Origin of the sequence: Prevotella sp. E13-17 (assembly GCF_022024035.1) — a bacterium.
In the GTDB taxonomy this organism is placed as follows: domain Bacteria; phylum Bacteroidota; class Bacteroidia; order Bacteroidales; family Bacteroidaceae; genus Prevotella.
The window spans coordinates 3089733-3109587 of sequence record NZ_CP091787.1; the positions used below are offsets into that span (position 1 = coordinate 3089733).

Below are 19855 nucleotides of genomic sequence, written 5' to 3' on the forward strand. Positions count from 1 at the left end.
AATCAAGTCTATTTGTTAGCTTTCAGAATCTTCTTGTAGTAAGTCTGTCCGTCGGCAACAACCGTTACCACGTAAACACCAGCAGATAGTGAGCCTGTCGTGATGACAGCACTGTTGCCAAGATTGTTGGCTCTCACAACCTCACGTCCGCTCATGTTGGTCAGGGTCAGCTTGCTGATGTTATGACCATTTGCGCTTACGGTGATGTGATCGCTGAATACCTGAGGTGTTACGGTCAGCTTGTCCCACAAGTCTTTCACTCCAGTAGCTTCCTTGCCGATATGCAGAGCCATTGGCAGATGCCATGAACCTACATTGTCGACAGCAAATGCTACGTTCTCGGTAATGTCATAGAGACGCCCGTCTGCCACGTTGGCAGCCATGAAGGTGATATCCTCGTGGCGGTCGCCAACAACATTGATCAGTATGCGTCCATCCTTCCACTTACCAATACCGCGACATTCTGTTCCTGCAAAAGCACCTACGATGTATTCATTCTCTTGAGCGATAGAACCCTTATCGTAGAGTTGAGCTGTCACAGGCATCAGGTTAGCATAAGCATACTTGTCGCAAGCCCAAGGTGCCTCATAGAGTTCAATATGCTTGTCTATGCGACAGGAAGCGATAGATACGATGGTGGTGTTGAAGATAATCTCGTCAGCCTTGCCCGACTTAAACATGTAGCCCTTGCCAGGCTTCAGTCCGTCAAGACTTCCTGCCCATTCACCATCCACAAACTCTGCAAAGCCTTCTTGCCCGAGCACATAGTCGCCTTCCATTGGTGTGAAGAATGCGAATGCCTCTTCGAGGGTCATGGTCTGACCGATAGGATAGCCTATCCAGTTCCATCCCTTTGCTACCTCCAGCGACTTGCTGAGTGCGTTGAACTCATAGCCGTCCAAAGTATTGTTGGCTGTCTCAGCCACCTTCACTTTGTAGGCTTGTGCAGGTTGTAGTTCTGTCAGATTGCCCACCAGTCCTAGCTGTGAATCCTTGATAGCCTCGGCCTTGAGACCCATAATCTTCTCTGCTGTAGGAGCAAACTCCTCTACAGGTACGGGTTGCTCGAAGTTGTGCGATACCCATGTCCAACCAGTTGGGAACTGATAGCCCAGTCTGGTCTTCTTTAGCTTGTAGTTGAACTCAGCCACCTCACTGTCGTCCAGATCATGTCCCTTGGCCAGAGCCTTAATGGTTACATTGTCGGAAGCAATGATGATAGGACTATTGTCATCGTACTTAATCACGTTTGGACCTTCATTGCATGGACATGTGCCATCCAGCGTGTAGTAAATCTCTGCGTTTTCAGTCTCAGACGAGAGTCGGATCTCTGTGCCGCGGTATACCTCGGTGCCCGATACACGTGAAGCACGTGGCTCCATAGCAAACATGTTGATGGCATCCTTTACGTTGACAAGCATCTGGCCCTTTACGTCGGTATCCTCTATAGAGAACGAGATGACAGTCTGACCAGGCAGTTCTCCAGAGACGGTAATCTCGGCCTGTCCGTTAGCATCGAGTGTCAACGACTGGATAGCTGTCTTTGCGATCATGTCGGAGAGCGACTTCACATGGACTGTCTTACCCTTTGAAGCATCAGCAGGCAGGGCAGCGATTTTGAATAAGCGGTCACCGCCGTAAGGCACGTTCGCCAGCGAGTCAACAACCATGTTCTTGATGCGTGGCATAATGTCGAGACTCTGCGTGTAGTCTTCCTGCATAGGAATGCCAGCATAGCTTTCTACACTCTTCTTGATAGTTATTCTCACGTCGTTGCCAGTCAATAGCTCATCGTTTGCAGGCATCTTGAAGAGAAGTTTTGATGCATAAGTCTGAGGATTGTCCTTGCTTACGCTCTCTTCATTAATCAGTTCGATGGTACCTTCAGCCTTGACACTGTTTCTGGTCAACATGATGTTGTCAGTAGTTAGCGTAGCGGGATCCATGTACTTGTCGAACTCTATCTCCACACCCTCGTTGTAGGCCTTCACGCTCTTCACGTTGGGCTGTACGAGTTGAGACATGGCGATGTTTACATCCAACTGTGGAGGAGGAACGGGCAGCCATTCAGAGTAGGTAGTCTGATAACCTTCCTTCTCAAACTTCACCTGCCAGAGTCCCTGCGGAACATCCCACTGATACATACCGTTCTCGTCGGTGAACAACGGGTTCTCCTGTGCATAGTCCTCTGCATTCCAAAGAACGATGTTCTCATGCAAGTCGCCATACATGTCCTCTACAATCTCCTTGTAGTAACAAGAAGCAAGAACACCCTGTATGCGGTTAGACGATACAGCCTCATAGACATAACCTGATGGGTCCATAACATGCTCCACATGCTTGAATCGCCAATCGATATCATCCTTACGCTTCTTTTTCTTCTTCTTGTCGTCTTTCTTGTAGCATTTCAGACTCTCAACACCCTTTTCTATCTTTTTCTTGGAGGCGTCGATGCCTGCGTCAATAACGAAGCTTCCTATGCAAGTAAGTGCCTTTTGGGCAAGACCCCAAGCAGTGGCGGCAAGCGTTGTTCCTGCCGAAGCAACCGATCCGACGACGCCAGCTACAACTTCCGCATCGCTTGTGAACGAGCTAACCAGTTCTACTGTCGCTTTTGTGATAACGGTGCCTAATAGTGCATAAGTAGCATTGCGGTACCAGTCTGCGTTGGCTTGGTCATCCTGACAAGAATTTGGAATAGAATAGTAGATGCCGGCTATGTCATTGATGTCATTAGCCAGGGAGATTGCCATAGATGCATACTTGACAACAGGCAGTGCCTTCAGGGCAAACTTGAAAATCTTCTTAGCTAGCCAGCGAGCAGCTTTTGCCTGTAGCAGACTCTTCTGGAGGAATAGCTTTTCAATTCTCCATTTCCATACTTGGCCAGTCATGCCTTTCTGACCTGCAAATCTGATGTACGTATCACTCTTAGCCAAGCGGAACTCAATTTCCTCGACAGCCTTGAGCATGTTCCTCTCAGAAGCCTGTACCTTATCCACCATGCCAAGTGACCAATTGTTGATCATCTCAACAAAGTCGTTGATGGCCTTGATAGCATTGGCAACCTTTTGTTCTACGGTTTCATTGCCTGAAGCGCGGAACATACGAGCGCCAGCCTCTACGGGTACTTGAATCGTTACGTGAACGTTTCTCAGTAGGTCAACATACTCTGTCGTCTGGTCATTGAACTTCACATAAACGAAACTTCCGTCCGTACAAACCATCTCTTCATAGCCTGCCTCTATGAGAACGGCTGCTGTCAGTCCAGCGCAGTTGGTCATGGTGAACTTAGTGCCATTTTCAAGCGTGAACTCACCTTCTGTACCAAACTGCAGCCACTGTTCCAGGTTCTGCAAGTAGGTTTCTGTATCCCCATGCTTTGCCTGGAAGACAGCATACTCTTCATTGAGATAGTTTTCCAACTCATCATCGGTCATGCCTCTCAGCTGTGCTTCGACATCATCAGTGTTGACGATTACTTCATCATCACCGATGGCAGCAACCAGTGCTTCGAATGCATCATCACTCAATGGTTCTTCTGCATCAGCAAAGGCAGTTGCAATGTTCGCCATCTGTGTTTCGTACTCAGAAAGATAGTCGCCAAGTTCTGCTATTGTCTCATCTACCTGACGCTTGTCGAACTGGCTGGTAGCGTTACTTGTGAAATCCACAGAGACATTTGTTGGAAGAGCGTCAGAGTTGTACTTCGCATTAGCCACCCAGCACTTTCTCTTTCCATCGTATACGGGATAGAGCGTAGATACGGTATTGTCGGATAACAACACGTTGAGCTCTACATTGGAAACCATTGTCGTGTCGTTATTGGTGAACTCTACCAAGAACGTGAAGTCTGGATAGCTTGGCCAATACCAGTAGGGCTTCAGTGTCTTACCAGGATTTGTGAAGTCGAACTCAGTTACATATTCGCACAGATCCAGTGAGGTGGCTGGGTGAGCCACATTGATCATCGTCACCTTTGTAGGCTCAATGGCATTCTTGTCGTAGGTCACTTCCTTTACGTCAGATTGCAACTCCAGTCCATCCTGTGTCACCACCTTGGCATAGATGCTGTGTGTGGACATGTTGTATGGGTTGTTCAGCTCAATCTCTGTGTTCCATGAGCCGTTTGCCAATGCTGTGGCATGACCAACAGAAACACCGTTGTCGAAGATTTCCACTTCCGACTTGCCAATAGCTGTACCCAGAACGGGAACCGTGGTCTTTGCCACCAGCGAAGGCGCTGTGATACTCAGATTGCTTACTGTGAAGACAACGCTGCCAATAGGCTGGCGCATGGTCTTGCCGTTGATGTCGAACTCAATGCTGGCACTGGGAGAGTAAACACCACCAATGGTTGGAATGACGCAGAATCTTACCTGGTCATCCATATTCTCCAGAGGCACGGTCAGACGATTACTTTCCTGCGTGTAACTGCCGATGATATTACCTGTCATCACAGAGTTGTTGACAAACGAACAGTTCTGAGGAAGTTCGAAGACGATTTTCAGGTCGCTCACACCATATTTATATATAGGCTTGAAGTCTATCTGTGCGCGCAGTGTGAGGTACTGTCCTGCAGAAATCTCGCTCTTGTTCACGCTGAAGCGGGTATTGCTGTCGGTGTAATACAGTTTCGTTTCGTCCAAGTAGGGGATGAGCTGGTTGGCGATGGTTGTCGTTTCTCCGCTCTTTACCGTTACCTGATTCTTAATGTAGTCTACACCTTCCTTCAGTCCCACTTCGGTGAACTGGCTCAGCAATCCGATGGCATTGAACAAGTGGCTATAGCCCATGGTCACTAGTGTATAGGTACCATCGGTAAGCTCGTCAATGTTCAGTTGAACACCATCATAGTCGTACTTCTTCACGAAACGACCATCGCCATCATAGAGCATACCCACAATGCTGTTGTTGTCGGTCTGACGGAACGAAGCTGCAATGCCACCCAGCTGCTTGATGGGCAGTGTGATCGCTGCATTGTCGTTGGCGTCAACCGTACAACTGGCGGTAACGGGCATGAACTTGTTCTTCTTGCTGGTGGCGGTGATGGTGAATACCGTACCTTCGGCATGCTCGTCGAGCATCACAATCTGTGGATACTGCACGTTCAGGTCGGTGATAACCTTACCATCTGCATCCTTCACCGTGTAGGCCACATTCGCATAATCATCGTAATAGCCCTTTGTCTCACCTTTAGCATCGGTATAGGTCAGCGTCAGTTGGATGCTTGTACCATTGATGTCCTTCAGTTCGAAGGTTGGTACTGTGCTCTCTTCCAATGATTCCAGTGAGGCAATGCTCTGTGTCTGACTAATATAGTCGGTAGCAGAAGCGATAATCTCAGTTGGCATGTCGAGAACTTCCAGTTGCCATTCGCCGTTGGCGCCCACCTTGGTGCTGTACGATTTGGTGTACTGTCCATGCACGGTCTGGTTGACAGTGATGCCAGCGCCCTTCAGCGGGTAGGTGGTCTTCACGTCTTTCACCATTCCCTTAATCTGTACCTTTGCGATAGGTGTCAGTGTATAGACGATAGCATTCGTGGCCTGTACCTCGTAGGTGACGTCTTCAGGCAGCATGTACTGCACGGCCAGTTGCTGGGGCAGACTGATACGATAGCCCACCTTGTTGCCTTCCAACTGATTGGCCAGTTGGTTACTACGTGTCAGATAGGTTCCCTTTTGGTCTGTCCAAGTGATGCCGGCCTGATCTGTTACGTCATCACCAGCAGGTGTCTCCACTTTCAGTGTCAACGTCTTTGGCTCTTTCAACTTGTTGAATGCCACAGCCACGTTCTTGTCGATAATTTCCACATTCAGAATCTCGCCCAGAATATCACCTGCCTTGTTCTTCAGGTATATATTATAAGTGGTGTTCTGAATCAGACTGTTGAACGTGTAGGTCGTGCGATCAGTAATCACGTAGCGCAGCTTCTGTCCACTCTTTACGTTGATCAGTTCCAGGAACATGTCTTTGTAGATGGCTGGGTTGCATCCCTCGGGCAGGTTCACTTCCAGTGCCTGTACCTCATCGGTAAACGGCAGAATGGTGAACTCCTTCCATCCGTCGGCGTCCTGATAGAGTGTCACAGCCTCGGCTGGTACATAGATAACCAGTCCACTGCTCACGCCTTCGAAAGCACCGCTCTCTACTTTGGGCGGAGTCATGGCATAACACTTAATGGACTGCAGCGATGCGCAGTTGTAGAAGGCATACCATCTGATATTGGCAATGGATGCAGGCAGCACCACGCTCAGTAGGGTTTGATTGTTTTCGAAAGCCCACGATGGCACTTCGTCAGAACCACTAGTGCGGCTCATGTCGAGCAGCGTACAGTTGCCAAAACTGCTGGCTACGCCCCAGTCACCATTGTTTATCGGTCCAGCCACGGTAATCATCTTCACCTGGTCGTTGCTGCCAACCATGTCAGAGATAGTGTAGTACAGATAGCCTGGCGTGAAGTCGTCAATGATAACCTCGCCTGTCTGGCTGTTCCAATAGTTCTTGCCCGGGTTCGATGGGTTCTCTGGGCTATATTCGAAGATAGCCGTGATGTTGACATCATGTCTTGGCATCTCGAAGGAATAGTACGTATTCTTGATGACCAGACTGTCGCCAATCCTCATCTCGCGGAACTTATAGCCTTCGTTGACGTATGGATAGACGTCCACCCATTCCTCTTCCTCTACGCTGGAGCCATTGGGCCAGTTAAAGTGACCTGCATCGGCAGGAATGGTAGAAAGATACAACTTGTGAGTTGTCTTCTTCATCTCGGGGTTACCTGGTGAAGAAGGATTATACTCGAAGTGGGCTGTCAGCGTAGCATCGCTTCGCTTCACCTCGTAGTAGAAACTATAGTTCTTGGAAATGGTATCGCCCTTTTCGTCAGACCAGTACACGAAGCGGAAGCTGCTGTTCGCATAGGCGCAGATCCATTGCTTCGATCCTACCTCGAGTCTTGATCTCATGTCACGGTTAAAAGAACCACCGTTGGCGGGGTCGGCCTTCAGATACAGCGTGCTATATTCCACAGCCATCTCGGGGTTACCCGGGTTCTGCGGATCGTAGTCATCGTCCGCCCAGCCTACTTGCGGTGTTAGCGCAAGTAAGCTCAGGCAGAGGATAAACATTCTATATAATCTGTTCATAGTTCATGAGTTTTTAGTTCACATGAGTTTTTTTGTTCACGAGTCTCTGTTCTGCTCATGAATTACTTCACAACAGCTTTTTGCCCATTCTTGATGTAAACACCCTTGGTGGCGTTCTCCACGCGACGGCCTTGCAGATCGTAGTAGTTCTCGTTGCTCAGTTGCTTGTCAACAGACTTGATGCCTGTCACCTCACCACCTTTGAGACGAATCAGGAAGCGGCCGTTCAGTGTGCCGGCTTCAGCCTGGAAGGAATAGCCAGCCTCGCCCAACAGAACCTCTTCGCCTGTCAGCAGGTCAATGATGTAAACCTCAGCATCGGCCTTGGTGTCCAGGTTGATGGTGTAGGTATCAGCCTTTGTCACCTTCATGCCCAGGGCAACCTCACAATTGTTCAGCGGACGTTCGTTGATGGCGTAGTTCAAACCATCCTCGATGGTGTAGAGCAGTATGCCGTTTGCGTTGCCGTCCATGAACTTCGAAGCATCTTTGTCCATCTCATAGGTCAGCAGAGCTCCCTCGTTGATGACGAAGCGCGTCTCGTCACTCTGGTTCTCGCCCTCAATGGTCAGGTTGAAGATGCTACGCTGAGCGGTCATCTCGCTCTGGCGAGAGCTTGGGAAGTAGTTAACATCATCCTTGGCCTGTGGTGTCAGCTGACGACCCTCGCGCAGGAAGGTGATGCTAGCCTGGTCAAGTGGACGTTGCATGAAGAAAGCCTCACCAGGAGCCAGGATGTACTTATCGTCAACAGGAGAGTAAGCCTTGTATCTGTAACCATTCTCCCATATGGTGATAGGAGCGGTGCAGTCGATGGCACGTGTGTCGAAGTAGCAGGGGTATGGGTTACCGATGAAGTTCCAGTTGCGGTTCTGTGGGAACTCGCTCAGGTTCTCCTCCAGGTCAACCTCTACGGTGCCCGTGCGGAACATGTTGTTCTTGTTCACGCTTTGCTGAGCCTGTACGTCGAACTCAATGTCGTAGTTGGTGTTCTGATACTGACTACCATCTTCCTCGGTGATGGTCTCAGTGGTGTGAGCACCCTGCCAGATATAACCCTTGCCAGCTTCGAGAATGTCGTCGCCAGTCATGTTGTACCAGGTCTCGTCCATCTTTCCGTCGGCACGCTTCTTCACATCGTAGCCACGAACCACGAACTGCGTGTTGTTCACATTCACGATGTCGCTCACCTTCACGTCGAACGGCAGTGCAATGAAATTCCACTCGTCAGCTCTCAGGTGCAGCTTCAGCGTGTTGTTGTCCGTGCGAATCTTACCGTTAGCCATCAGTGTGGCGAAGCGGCTGTAGGTGTCGCTGTTGCTCTCGCGCTTGTAGAAGTAGTCCCAGTACATGGAGAACTCCTTGGCAGAAAGCGTTGCATTACCCGTTACGGTAACGGCTGCGTAGCGATAGCGATCCTCAGACCAGTAATTGTCACCACGATCCATCTTGGTCAGCTCTACGTTGGGCTTGTAGCTGAAGCTTACGGTGTCTGGCCATAACAGACGGTAGGTGTCGCTGATGATGATGTTCTCAGGCATGATGTTCAGTCCGTAGATATTGGGTGCGAATTTACTCCACCTGTCGGTCTGCTTATAAGATGCCAGTGAGAGTTCTGGTACATAGAGTGAGCACTGTGACTCCTTTCCACCCATGATGTCATTATCGTTGGCGTATGGAGGAGCAATAGCCTTCACCGTGATGCTAGTTAGGTTGTCGCAATCTCTGAATGGATAGAATACGCTGTTCACAGAGCTGGGCAGAGTCACTGCCGTCAGACTATCACAGTTACCGAAGGCATTGCTTTGAATGATGCTCAGTCCTTCGGGCAGTTCTATGTTCTTCAGTCCGCTGTTATAGAATGCGTCAAAACCAATCTTCTTGATAGTTGAAGGCAGCGTGACGCTCTTCAGTGCGGTACAACCCTCGAAGGTCTCGCTTTGGATTTCAGTCAGTCCATCGCCGAAGTTTACTTCTTCCAGTTCGAAGTTATTGTTGAATGCACTATAGCCTAAGTTGGTCAGAGTGCTTGGCAGAGTCACCTTCTTTAGTTTGCTGCCGTTACGATATCCTATAGAATGGCCTTGCTCGTCATAGTAATAATCCCAGTTGGTATTAGCTTGATAAGCGTAGTTGCCGATAGATGTTACACCCTCGGGAACAATCACCTCAGTAAACTGTGAGCAACCATAGAACGCATAATTGTCGATTGTCTTCAAGGTTGCAGGCAGTGCGACATCCTTCAGATTCTTACAATTGTAGAATGCGCGATAACCGATGGTTTCCAGATTTGCAGGGAGTACGACGCTGGTGAGCCCGGTGCGATCTCTGAATATCTCACGTGGAAGATTCTTCAGGTTGATACCGTTCATGTCGATTTCCTGCAGGTTGGTCAACTGGTTCTTGATCTTGTCCATATCAGTATCGTCCACAGGACCGCTGATGCGCAATCCCTGAACATCGGTGAAGTTATTGATGCGCTGCAGAACCTCATCGCCCAAAGTACCTGGGTCGCCGATGGTGATGGTCAGGTAAACCATCTGCAATTGTGCGGCGTGCCATGCAATCTGCTCCTGCAGGATAGCGATGTCTTCAGCCTTGTAAGTACCAGCACCAATGCCAGTCTGTACCTCGGTGATGAAGGTATTGGCTGCTTGCAACTTGGCGGCATCAATAAATTGGTTCTCCTGTCCTGCTGTAGCAAGATCTGTGAGTTGTTTCTCTATTACTGTATAAGCAGCATCCAGATTCTGCAGAGCCTTGGTGTCGGTCTTCAATGCCTTGATATAGGCCTTTGCCTGGTCGACATCCAGTTCTTCGGCTGCAGCAATAGCCTTTGCCTCGGTCAGTGCTGTTGCCAGTGCCTCCTTGCCATCTACCTTTTCGTGCTTCAATGCTGCAATGGCATCCTCGGTCAAGGTAATCTGGGCATTAAGGCGTTCTGCCACTTCCTCTGGAGTAGGATCGTCGTAGGTTACAGCAAACCTGTAGAAGCGGAACTGATCGCTTGTAGTATTGGTGATAGTCAACTCGTTAGCCTCACCTGTCCAACAGTTATTCTCAATGGTACCTTCACTTGCCTGTCCACGAACATACGAACTCTCACCATCGCTGGTGAAGAACTGAATGCGTACCATTGGGAGCTCTGATACGAAGGTCATAGAGTTCTTGCTATTTAGACGCATGTTGCTATAGTAACTGGAAGGAGTGTATCCTTCATTCTGATGGAAGGTCAGTTTCACCTTATTATAATATATAGTGTCGCCTTCGTTGTAATAATATGAGTAACCATTGCTTGGAATGTCGTATACCTCAACAATATACATGAAGTTGGCCTTTACGTTCTCTACCACTGCGTTCAGAGTCTCGATTGCAGCAAGTTTGGCTTCTGCGTCCTCGCTCTCTAAAACGGTGTTGGCTTCAGCAATGGCTGCAGTAATCAACTGCTTGCCCTTGTCCTTAATCTGATCGTCTTGCAGCAACAGACCTGCAGAAGCGATGGCTTGGCTCAGCGCATCTCCTGCCTTCTCGGCATCCATGCCCCAATAGTAAAGTTTGAAGTTGCTCCATGCGGCAAATCCGGAATTCTCATTGCTGGTGGAACCCTTCACACCCAGTTTAATGTCGGCACCTTCTGCTACGTAAGTATAGACCGCGTTGTGGTACATGTCACGGTTGAACACACTCCATGCACCATAATACCATGAAGGATAGCGGAAGCAACCATCATTGGAACAATAGTTGAAGTTCTCAAATCCAAGGCCGCTATTCTCCCATTCGTAATAGGTTTCCTCGGGAATACCTTCATCGAAGATGTTCTTCAGGGCAGAAGTGCTATTGTTCAGATACAGATATACAGGCACGTCGCGCTTGTTCTGTATGAAGTAAGCGTCACCTCCCTCGTAATTCTGATAGTAGCCCTGTGCCTGTACCTCATAGATACCTGCGGCAGGAGCCTTGATGGTTTGGTAAACATCAAAGTCGTTATACTCTACATAGGCTACGCGGTTCTCGAATCTTGCGCCAGTGTAGGTCCAACCGTTGCTATAATTCATGAAGTTAGGATTGGTGAGCAACACCGTCTTGTTGTATTCGGGTGTAGCATAGCTACCGTTCAGAACCTGTGCTGTAATATCCTCAAACGATGTCACACCATCGTACCAATAATAGTGTACTCCCTCTATATCGTCAATGTCGGAAGTCTGATTGCCATTGCCATCATTTAATATGATGTTTACCTTGTCGGTATAGATGGGCATATACCAGAATATGGTACCATTGATGGTATCCTTCTTTTCCATTTGCTTTCCTGGCCAATCGCTAACTGAGGCACCTCCCCATGTATATAGGTAAGGTGCGATTGCGCAATCCACGTAAACCATTACCGAGTCGGTCGGTTGTGGATCGGGATCTTCAGGATTTGGATCGTCTATTCCGCCAGACTCTGAACCACTGATGCGTATGTACCAGTTTTTCCCGATTTCATCGCCACCGTCCCATGCTACCATGATAGTAAACACGCGATAAGATGTGTCTTCGATATTAACAACGAAATTTCCATCCAGATCCGTTGTTATCCATTCTGGAAAACCATCTTGAGAAGCTAATTCCCCATAGCCTACCCAATATGTAGCGTCTTCAGTTACAGGACAGAACTTGAATTTCCATTCATCTTCAACATCAGCCTTGCTTAAGTCCACGGTAATCATGTAGGACTTGTCTGCTTCTATGGCGGAGAAAGATTCTGCTTGGGTGCTCCATTCATTGTGGCTTCCTGCAAGCATAACACCCTTAATGACGGTGTCGTTAACTTCTATGGTTCCCTCCTGTCCGTTCTGTTCCTCATTCAGACTCATCTTGCCATTCAGAGCAACGAGAAAACCACTTGATTGCATCTCAGGCTTGCTCTCTTTGTAATTTATCAGTTTACCATAAGCAATGACTTCATCGCCTACTTTGACTTCGTAATCTTTGGTAAGCTTTTCACCGTTGAAACCTTTGATGCGATAGAGCGTGAGGGTGTATGCCTCACCTGTCTCACTATCTGTTTCAGTTAGTTCAACAGTCATGTTTCCGTAAGTGGCGACGTCGAATTCTAGAATATTAGATATGACACCTCTTACCAGATATTCACTTTCTGTTGCTGTTTGACCAGTCTCTTGACAAACTTGAACAGCCTCCTTTACACTTAGAGCCTTTGCATAAACGTCTCTATAAGTGAAACTCTCTCCTTCGGAACTACCCATTATTGATGTAATTCCCTGTACTCCAGCCACAACTATCGCTGAGGCCAATAAGAGCACCGTCAAAAATAGATACTTCTTTTTCATAATCCAAGGTTTTTAGTATTAATATATAATCGATTATCTCTAGATTTTCTCGATGTGGAGGGCTTTTCCCCAAAAAGGCTTATTCTACCCCTCAATAACTAGTAAGTAGGTGTTGGCAAAGATAGGGAATTATTTCCAATTGGCAATGGAAAAATTTAATTTTCTTTAGATTTTAACAAAAATAGTTTAATAAGTGTAAAACGGATAATCAAAAGTATAACTATCATATTGACAATCAGACAGTTAATAATCACAAAAAGCAGTACTTTTCGCATGGAAAAGTACTGCTTTTTGGTGTGAAAAGTACTGCTTTCAGCGGATGTAAGCTTTCGTTCCTTTTTCGGAGTCTATTACCAAGCCTTGACGATGCTGTTCTGCTTCTCGGTCATGTGGTCCATCACCTCGTAGTAGTCTTGTAGATAGAGTGTGCCTGGAAGTCGCTCGGGTCCCTTGATGGAGCCCGTGACGTAGTCGGCCTGATGGCCCCATCCGGTGATAAAGCCACCAACAATTGAGAGAAAAACCAAATTATATTTGAGTTTTTCCGAGATGCAGCCTAACTTCGACTTCGTCTAAGCTAGTGCAAAAGAGGGTGCAAACAAAACACCAAAACAGCCAGAATTACCACGCCATTTTAGGCAAGCAAAGATGCAAGAGTTGAGGTATTGAAAATGACCTAGCCCCTGGAGCGGCAGAATCCAGCCCCTGGATGAACCAGTTCTAGGGGCTAGATCAGTCCGTTCTAGGGGCTAGATTCCACTCATCCAGGGGCTAGATCCAAACCAAAAGCGTTACTTTTGCGAGCTAAAAGTATAGCTTTTACCCACGAAGAGTAAAAGTCTAGCTCGGTAAAAGTGCCCGACTTAGGATGTCATAGTGGTGCTTTTAAGGGGTCATAGCAGTGCTTTCAGAGGGTCATAGCCATTGAGACCAACGGCCAGAGGGGGCTAAGAGCGGCGCTATGATCATTAGATATACTGCAATATCAGGTCCACAATCTCGGCCTCGGTCTTGCCGTCGGCAGAGATCACGAGCTGATAGTTACGCGTATCATAGCGCGACGTCTTCGTGTACTTGTTCACGTAGTTCTCGCGCATCTTGTCCACACGCTCGATGGTAGCGCGAGCCTCCTTCTCAGTCATGTTCTGTTTGCGCATGACGCGCTCCACCCTATACGGCATAGACGCCTGGATGAGGATGCTCAGGTGGTTGGGATGATCGCGAAGCACATGGAAGCCCGTACGTCCGGCAATGACACAAGAGCCACGCTGCGACAGACTCTGCAGTATCAGCGTCTCCTTCTTATACACATCATCGGTGGTCAACGAGTCAGGTTCGTCGCCCCGTTGCGGAAGGAAGTAGTTGGAGTTCATGCCCGGTCCCAACTTCAGAATGCGCTCCACCTCAGCCCAGAAGCTATGCTCACGTCCCTTCAGATGTTCAATCTCGTCGGCACTGAGGTTGAACAGCTTCTGCAACTCATGAATGAGCGCCTTGTCATAGAAAGGCACGCCCAACTTCTCTGCCAGCAGCCGACCCACGGTGCGTCCGCCACTGCCCAGTTCACGATTAATCGTGATAACAAAATCCTCGTTCTTCTTCATACTTATTAGATTGGTAGTTTTCACATTTTTCATTATGTCATCATGTGGCTTCCCACATTTCTTGCGGTAAATATACAAAGATTTTCCGAAAGCACCATCACAATCCCTCCACTTTAACACATCCACGCCCCCTTCCCAGCACCATCGCTCCCCCTTCCCAGCGCCATCGCTCCCCCTTCCCAGCGCCCCCACCACCACTCCCGGCGCGTCTCCGCCGGGAAAAATGCATCTCCGCCGGGGCAAAAAAAAAGAGTACGCGCACACACGTACGCGTACTCTTTATATAATATACAGAGCGCTAATGCTTACTCAGCAGCAACGGCAGTCTCTTCCTCCTTGCGGTCCTTCTTGCTCATGGTGAGATAAGCAGTAGGAGCAGCGATGAAGATAGAAGACAGCGTGCCAAATACAACACCGAGAATCATAGCAAACGAGAACGAACGGATGCTGTCGCCACCCAAGAAGAAGATGGTGAGCAGTACGATCAAGGTCGTCACAGAGGTGTTGATAGTACGAGCCAAGGTCTGGTTCAGAGAATCGTTGAACAAGGTCTTGCGATCGCGCTTAGCATAGAGCTGCATGTTCTCACGGATACGGTCGAACACCACCACCTTATCGTTGATAGAGTAACCGATCACCGTCAGGATAGCACCAATGAAGGTCTGGTCAACCTCGAGAGACCAGGGCACGATGTGGTGCAACAGTGAATAGAAGCCGATAACAACCAGTGCATCGAGAGCCAGAGCAACGATAGAACCTACAGAGAAGGCTACGTTGCGGAAACGCAACAGGATGTAGAGGAAGATGGCAATCAAAGCCAGAGCCACACTGATAACGGCACCCTGAGTGATGGTCTTTGCAACAGAAGGACCTACCTTTGAAGACTCGATGATAGAACCGCCCTTACGATCGTCGGGGTTCTTGAAGGCTGCAACACTCTCCTGAGAGATGAGGCCTGCGCCCTTCAGTGTCTCATAGAGGATATTCTCTGCCTGATCGTCGATGGTAGGATCGTTAGAGGTGATATTCCAGTTGGTAGAGATACGCACGGTCTTCTCTGAAGAAGCACCCAGAGCGATCACGCTGGTGTAAGCCACCTTACCCTCTTCCTCAGTGAACACATTGCTAACGATCGAACGAACCTCCTCAACAGGTACTTCCTTGTCGAGCACAACCACATAGTTGCGACCACCAGTGAAGTCGATACTCTGGTCGAGACCACGCATAAAGAAGCTGCCGATGAAGACGAGTGCAGCAACACCCCAAATAGCATAAGAAGTCTTGAACTTACCCATGAAGTTGACGTGCGTGTTCTGCATCATGTTCTTAGAGAACGGTGTGGTGAAGGTGAGGTTCTGCCACTTGTCTTTCTTCATCTGATGGTCGTAAACCAGACGGGTCATAAATACGGCAGTGAAGAACGATACGCAGATACCGATAATCAGAGTCGTTGCGAAGCCACGGATAGGACCTGTACCGAATACGTAGAGGATGATACCAGTGATCAACGAAGTCAAGTTAGAGTCGAAGATAGCTGAGAATGCGTTAGAATAACCGAGGTTCAGGGCCTCCTTGATATTCAGACCGCGACGCAACTCTTCTTTGGTGCGCTCATAAATCAGCACATTAGCATCGACGGCAGTACCCAACGTGAGCACGATACCTGCGATACCAGGCATGGTCAGCGCTGCCTGGAACGAAGACAGGATGCCCAGCGTGAAGAACAAGTTGAACAACAGAGCCATGTTGGCCAGCATACCAGGAATCCAGTTGTAGAGGACAACCATGACGCACATCAACAGGATGAAAGCTACAACAAACGAGATAGCACCCTGCTGGATAGACTGTGCACCCAGTGTAGGACCAACCACCTGCTCCTGAACGATACGAGTAGGTGCAGGCATCTTACCAGAGTTCAGTGTGTTGGCCAAGTCCTTGGTCTCAGTCTGTGTGAAGTTACCAGAAATCTGCGAGTTACCACCAGTAATCTCGTCGTTCACACGTGGAGCGCTGTAAACCACGTTATCCAGAACGATAGCGATGGCGCGCTTGATATTGGTCTTGGTGAGGTTAGCCCAGATGCGGGTACCCTCAGTGTTCATCTGCATTGAAACGATAGGCTCGGGAGTGCCCATGCCCTGAGAATAGTCGTCCTTGGCAGAGGTGATCACGTCGCCAGAAAGAGGAGCCTTGCCTGAAGGATCGCTCACCTTGATAGCGTAGAGCTGGAAATAGTTGCCCTTCAAGGTGCCAAGGCGCTCGCCTTTTGCACTCCACAAGAGCTTCACGTCTGCGGGCAGGTCTTTCTTAGCAATATCTGAGTAGATGACGGCATTGACAGCTGCGGTATCCAGTTCGTTGACATCACCCAGCATAGCCAGACCAGCACGCTCGGTGTGGAGGTAGTAGAACAGAGGATTCTGCTTCTTCGCCTTCTCAATAGCCTCACTGTTGCCGGCTGTGTCCTTGCCACCAGCCAACTTAGCTGCCAGATCGTTCTGGACTGCTGCAGTGTCGCCCTCAGCAGCCTCAGCAACCTCGGCTACGGTGGTGTCGGCAACCTCGCCAGCCTTCTGGCTCAGCTCTGCAGCATAGTCAGAGTTCAACTTTGACAGGGCAGGAAGGATTTCCTGGGCATTGTAGGTCTCCCAGAACTCCAAATTGGCGCTACCCTGCAACAGCTTACGAACACGCTCGGGCTCCTTCACACCAGGCATCTCGACCATGATACGGCTCTGGCCTTCCAGCTTCTGGATGTTGGGCTGAACCACGCCGAACTTATCGACACGAGTGCGAACGACGGTCTCGGCATTGTCGATAGCCGACTGAACCTCGGCACGGATGGCTGCAACGACCTCAGCGTTGGTACTGCGGGTTGACACCTTGTCGCGCATCTGCTGGGTGGCGAAGATAGCAGCCATGGGGCGCGTCTCGTTCTGCTCCCACATACGGGCAAAGATTGAAACGAAGTCGCCCTGAGTCTTCTTCTCTTCCTCACGAGCCAGATTTAACACTTTGCGGAAACCTGCATCGGTCTTATGGTCTGCCAACATGTCAACGATGTCGGGGACTGAGACTTCGAGAACCACGTTCATACCGCCTTTCAGGTCAAGACCCAGGCCGATTTCCATCTCACGACACTCTTTGAGGTTGTAGGCCCAGAGCCAAACGTTTGAATTCTCGACCGAATCAAGGTACTCCAGACTAGCCTTCTCACCCTGCTGAGCAGCAATCTCAGCAGCCTTGTTCTCGTGATAGCGAGTGACAAACGAGAAGGAAAGATAGAAGCAGCAGATCAGCACAAGTGCGACCGCAATAAACTTTACAATTCCTTTGTTTTGCATTTTATTTTTTTGTTATTAATTAAGTATTTCAAAATTTTAGCTTGCAAATATAGTGATTTTTCTACACTTAGCGAAATTTTCAACCGATTTTCCTTCAATATTTAAGGTTTATGCACTTTTTCCTTGGGTTTTTGGTTTATCGGTAATCGTTTTTAGGGGTGGTTTTAGTTACTATTTTGTCCATTTCAACGAACAACTGATAGGATAGTGATCGCTGTAGTCTGCCCGACTATCAATCTGACAATCAAAGGGTTTAAAATGATCGGAGCAGAAGATATAATCTATCCGCACGTTAAAGCCTTTCTTATTGTAAGAAATGCCTGGTCCGCAACCACTTTCTACATAGCAGTCGTGCAGTCCCTGCCCTACGGTATAACGGGTAAACGAGATGGGGGTGTCATTGAAGTCGCCACATACAATCATGGGGTACTGACGGTGGTCCTCGACATATTGATGAACTGCCTTGGCCTCGCTGGCACGCGACACCATGGCTTTTGAGAGTTTTTCGATAAGCAACAGGGTTTCTGCTTCAGCATCTTCGCGCTCCATATTGCCTCGCAGCACATCCTTATAGCGCTGACGGTCATCGAACGATAAATGGGTGCTCTCCAAATGGTTATTGACCACAATGACGGTGTCATCGTTGACCTTTAAATAGAACGCCACCGAACCATTAGAATACGATTTGTAGTCGATGCGTTCTTTCTTCACAATGGGATAACGGGAATGGATGCCTAACGCATTGATATTGACACTTGTAGGATTGCTCACGTGCACCGTGTCATTGTAAGGATAGGTGTCCAGAAAAAAGGTGAGCTGATTGATTCTGGTGTTCTGTTCTTCCTGAATGCAAACGATGTCGGCATCAACCTTTTTCAGATATGAATAGATGGTGTCGTGAGCATTGCTATAACGGTGATTACCATCATAGCCACACACGTTGTAGGATACAATCTTGATGCAACTATCGGGAACCTCTTTATCAAAATGGATGGGGGCATAATTCCTTATTGGTACGTACGCGAAAGCAAAGGCAAGGAGTGGTATCCACACATATTTCCACTTGAAGAGTACCCACAATACGAGTACAACCAAATTGGCGATGATAAAGAATGGGAAGGTCATGCCCACACACGCCAGCAGCGGATGGGATTCTGGATCCAAACGATCGCTATAGCCAACCGCTACCATTGCAAAGGCAGTGGCACAACTGGCACCGAGCAGGATGCTTACGAGGAATTTTTTGATGCTCTTAAGCATGTGTGGCGATGATTTTATCGATCACGACTGGCTTCAAAGAGCCGTCTCTTCTCGTCTTTTGACAGACTGTCATAACCGCTGATACGTATCTTATCCAGAATTCTGTCTATCTCCTCTTGACGTTCCTTCTTACGGGCATTATATTCCATATCGTTATTAGAAGTGCCATCTGTACGAGTCTGACCGGAGAAGCCTGAAGTGGTCGTGAAGTTATTGCGCCACGTCGATTTTCTCATATTGTCTTTAGACCACCAGTCAAAGAACTGGCGAGTGCCATTCTGGTTGAAGTAATTATCGGGATGCTCACGCCAGTAGCGTATCAACAGAAAACCTGAAAGCATACCACCAAGGTGCGCTATATGAGCAACACCATCATCATACGAGGACATCACTGAGAACAACTCAACAACCACATAGAACGTGATAAACCACTTGGCCTTGACAGGAATAGGTAGCGGGAAAATAAAAATGCGCTCGTTGGGGAAAGTCATACCGAATGCTAACAGAATGGCATAGACGGCGCCCGAAGCACCTATCGTCAGAGAATGATTCAGGAAAGCCGCATTGTCCGACAGGCTCTTGAAGACATCTACGACAGAAGCACCAGGGACCCTACCCGCTACAAACAAATAGTAATCCACGAACTGAACAAGTTCCTGACAGACACCAGCAAAGATTCCACACGTAATGTAAAAAAACAGGAATTTCCTTGCTCCCCACTCACGTTCAATCACGCAACCGAACATCCATAGGGCAAACATGTTAAAGAATAAATGGGTCAAACTGCCATGCAAGAACTGATAGGTCACAAATTGAAACAAATGAAACTTGCTGGCCAAGAAAAAATAAAGGCCACCCAGACCATTCAGATCAATGCCGATGGTTGCCAACACCACCGTTGCCAAATAAGCCAACACATTGATGATAAGCAGATTCTTTGTGACCGTGGGTATATTAGCAAACATGTTCATAGCTCTATGTATAAATTATAATTATCTGTAAATGATGCTTTTGTGCGGCAAAATTACGAAAAATATCTCTTTTTTGCTAAAAAACAGGGGATAAACAACTTTTTTTAGGCAAAAAATAAAAATTTTCTCATTTTTTGCTTGTTATATAAATAGTTTCTTTTATATTTGCGTCAGAAATTAGACAATCTTTTTGTA

7 protein-coding genes are annotated in these 19855 nt (G+C 48.1%); all 7 read right to left on the bottom strand.

Going from position 1 to position 19855, the window contains the following annotated elements:
* Positions 1-8: 8 nt before the first annotated feature.
* The 7 genes from L6472_RS12385 to L6472_RS12415 all read right to left on the bottom strand — a co-directional run bounded on the left by L6472_RS12385 (position 9) and on the right by L6472_RS12415 (position 19654).
* Positions 9-7151 (bottom strand): FN3 associated domain-containing protein, encoded by a 7143-nt coding sequence (locus L6472_RS12385; protein WP_237805553.1) that lies wholly within the window; start codon positions 7149-7151, stop codon positions 9-11.
* Positions 7152-7213: 62 nt separating this feature from the next.
* The gene (locus L6472_RS12390) at positions 7214-12220 is read right to left on the bottom strand and encodes a leucine-rich repeat protein (protein ID WP_237805555.1); all 5007 of its coding nucleotides are present in this window, start codon (positions 12218-12220) and stop codon (positions 7214-7216) included.
* Between the two features lie 611 nt (positions 12221-12831).
* Complete coding sequence (locus tag L6472_RS12395) at positions 12832-13008, bottom strand: hypothetical protein (protein ID WP_237805557.1); 177 nt, start codon at positions 13006-13008, stop codon at positions 12832-12834.
* A 441-nt stretch (positions 13009-13449) separates the two neighbouring features.
* Positions 13450-14085, bottom strand: coding sequence for an AAA family ATPase (locus L6472_RS12400; protein WP_237805559.1), 636 nt, complete (start codon positions 14083-14085; stop codon positions 13450-13452).
* A gap of 305 nt (positions 14086-14390) precedes the next feature.
* Positions 14391-17429, bottom strand: a complete 3039-nt coding sequence (gene secDF / locus L6472_RS12405) for a protein translocase subunit SecDF (RefSeq protein ID WP_237805561.1) — start codon at positions 17427-17429, stop codon at positions 14391-14393.
* 171 nt (positions 17430-17600) lie between these two features.
* Entirely contained in the window at positions 17601-18689 is a 1089-nt protein-coding gene (locus L6472_RS12410) for an endonuclease/exonuclease/phosphatase family protein (protein ID WP_237805564.1), read from the bottom strand.
* A 14-nt stretch (positions 18690-18703) separates the two neighbouring features.
* Positions 18704-19654 (bottom strand): rhomboid family intramembrane serine protease, encoded by a 951-nt coding sequence (locus L6472_RS12415; RefSeq protein WP_237808031.1) that lies wholly within the window; start codon positions 19652-19654, stop codon positions 18704-18706.
* Positions 19655-19855: the final 201 nt, after the last annotated feature.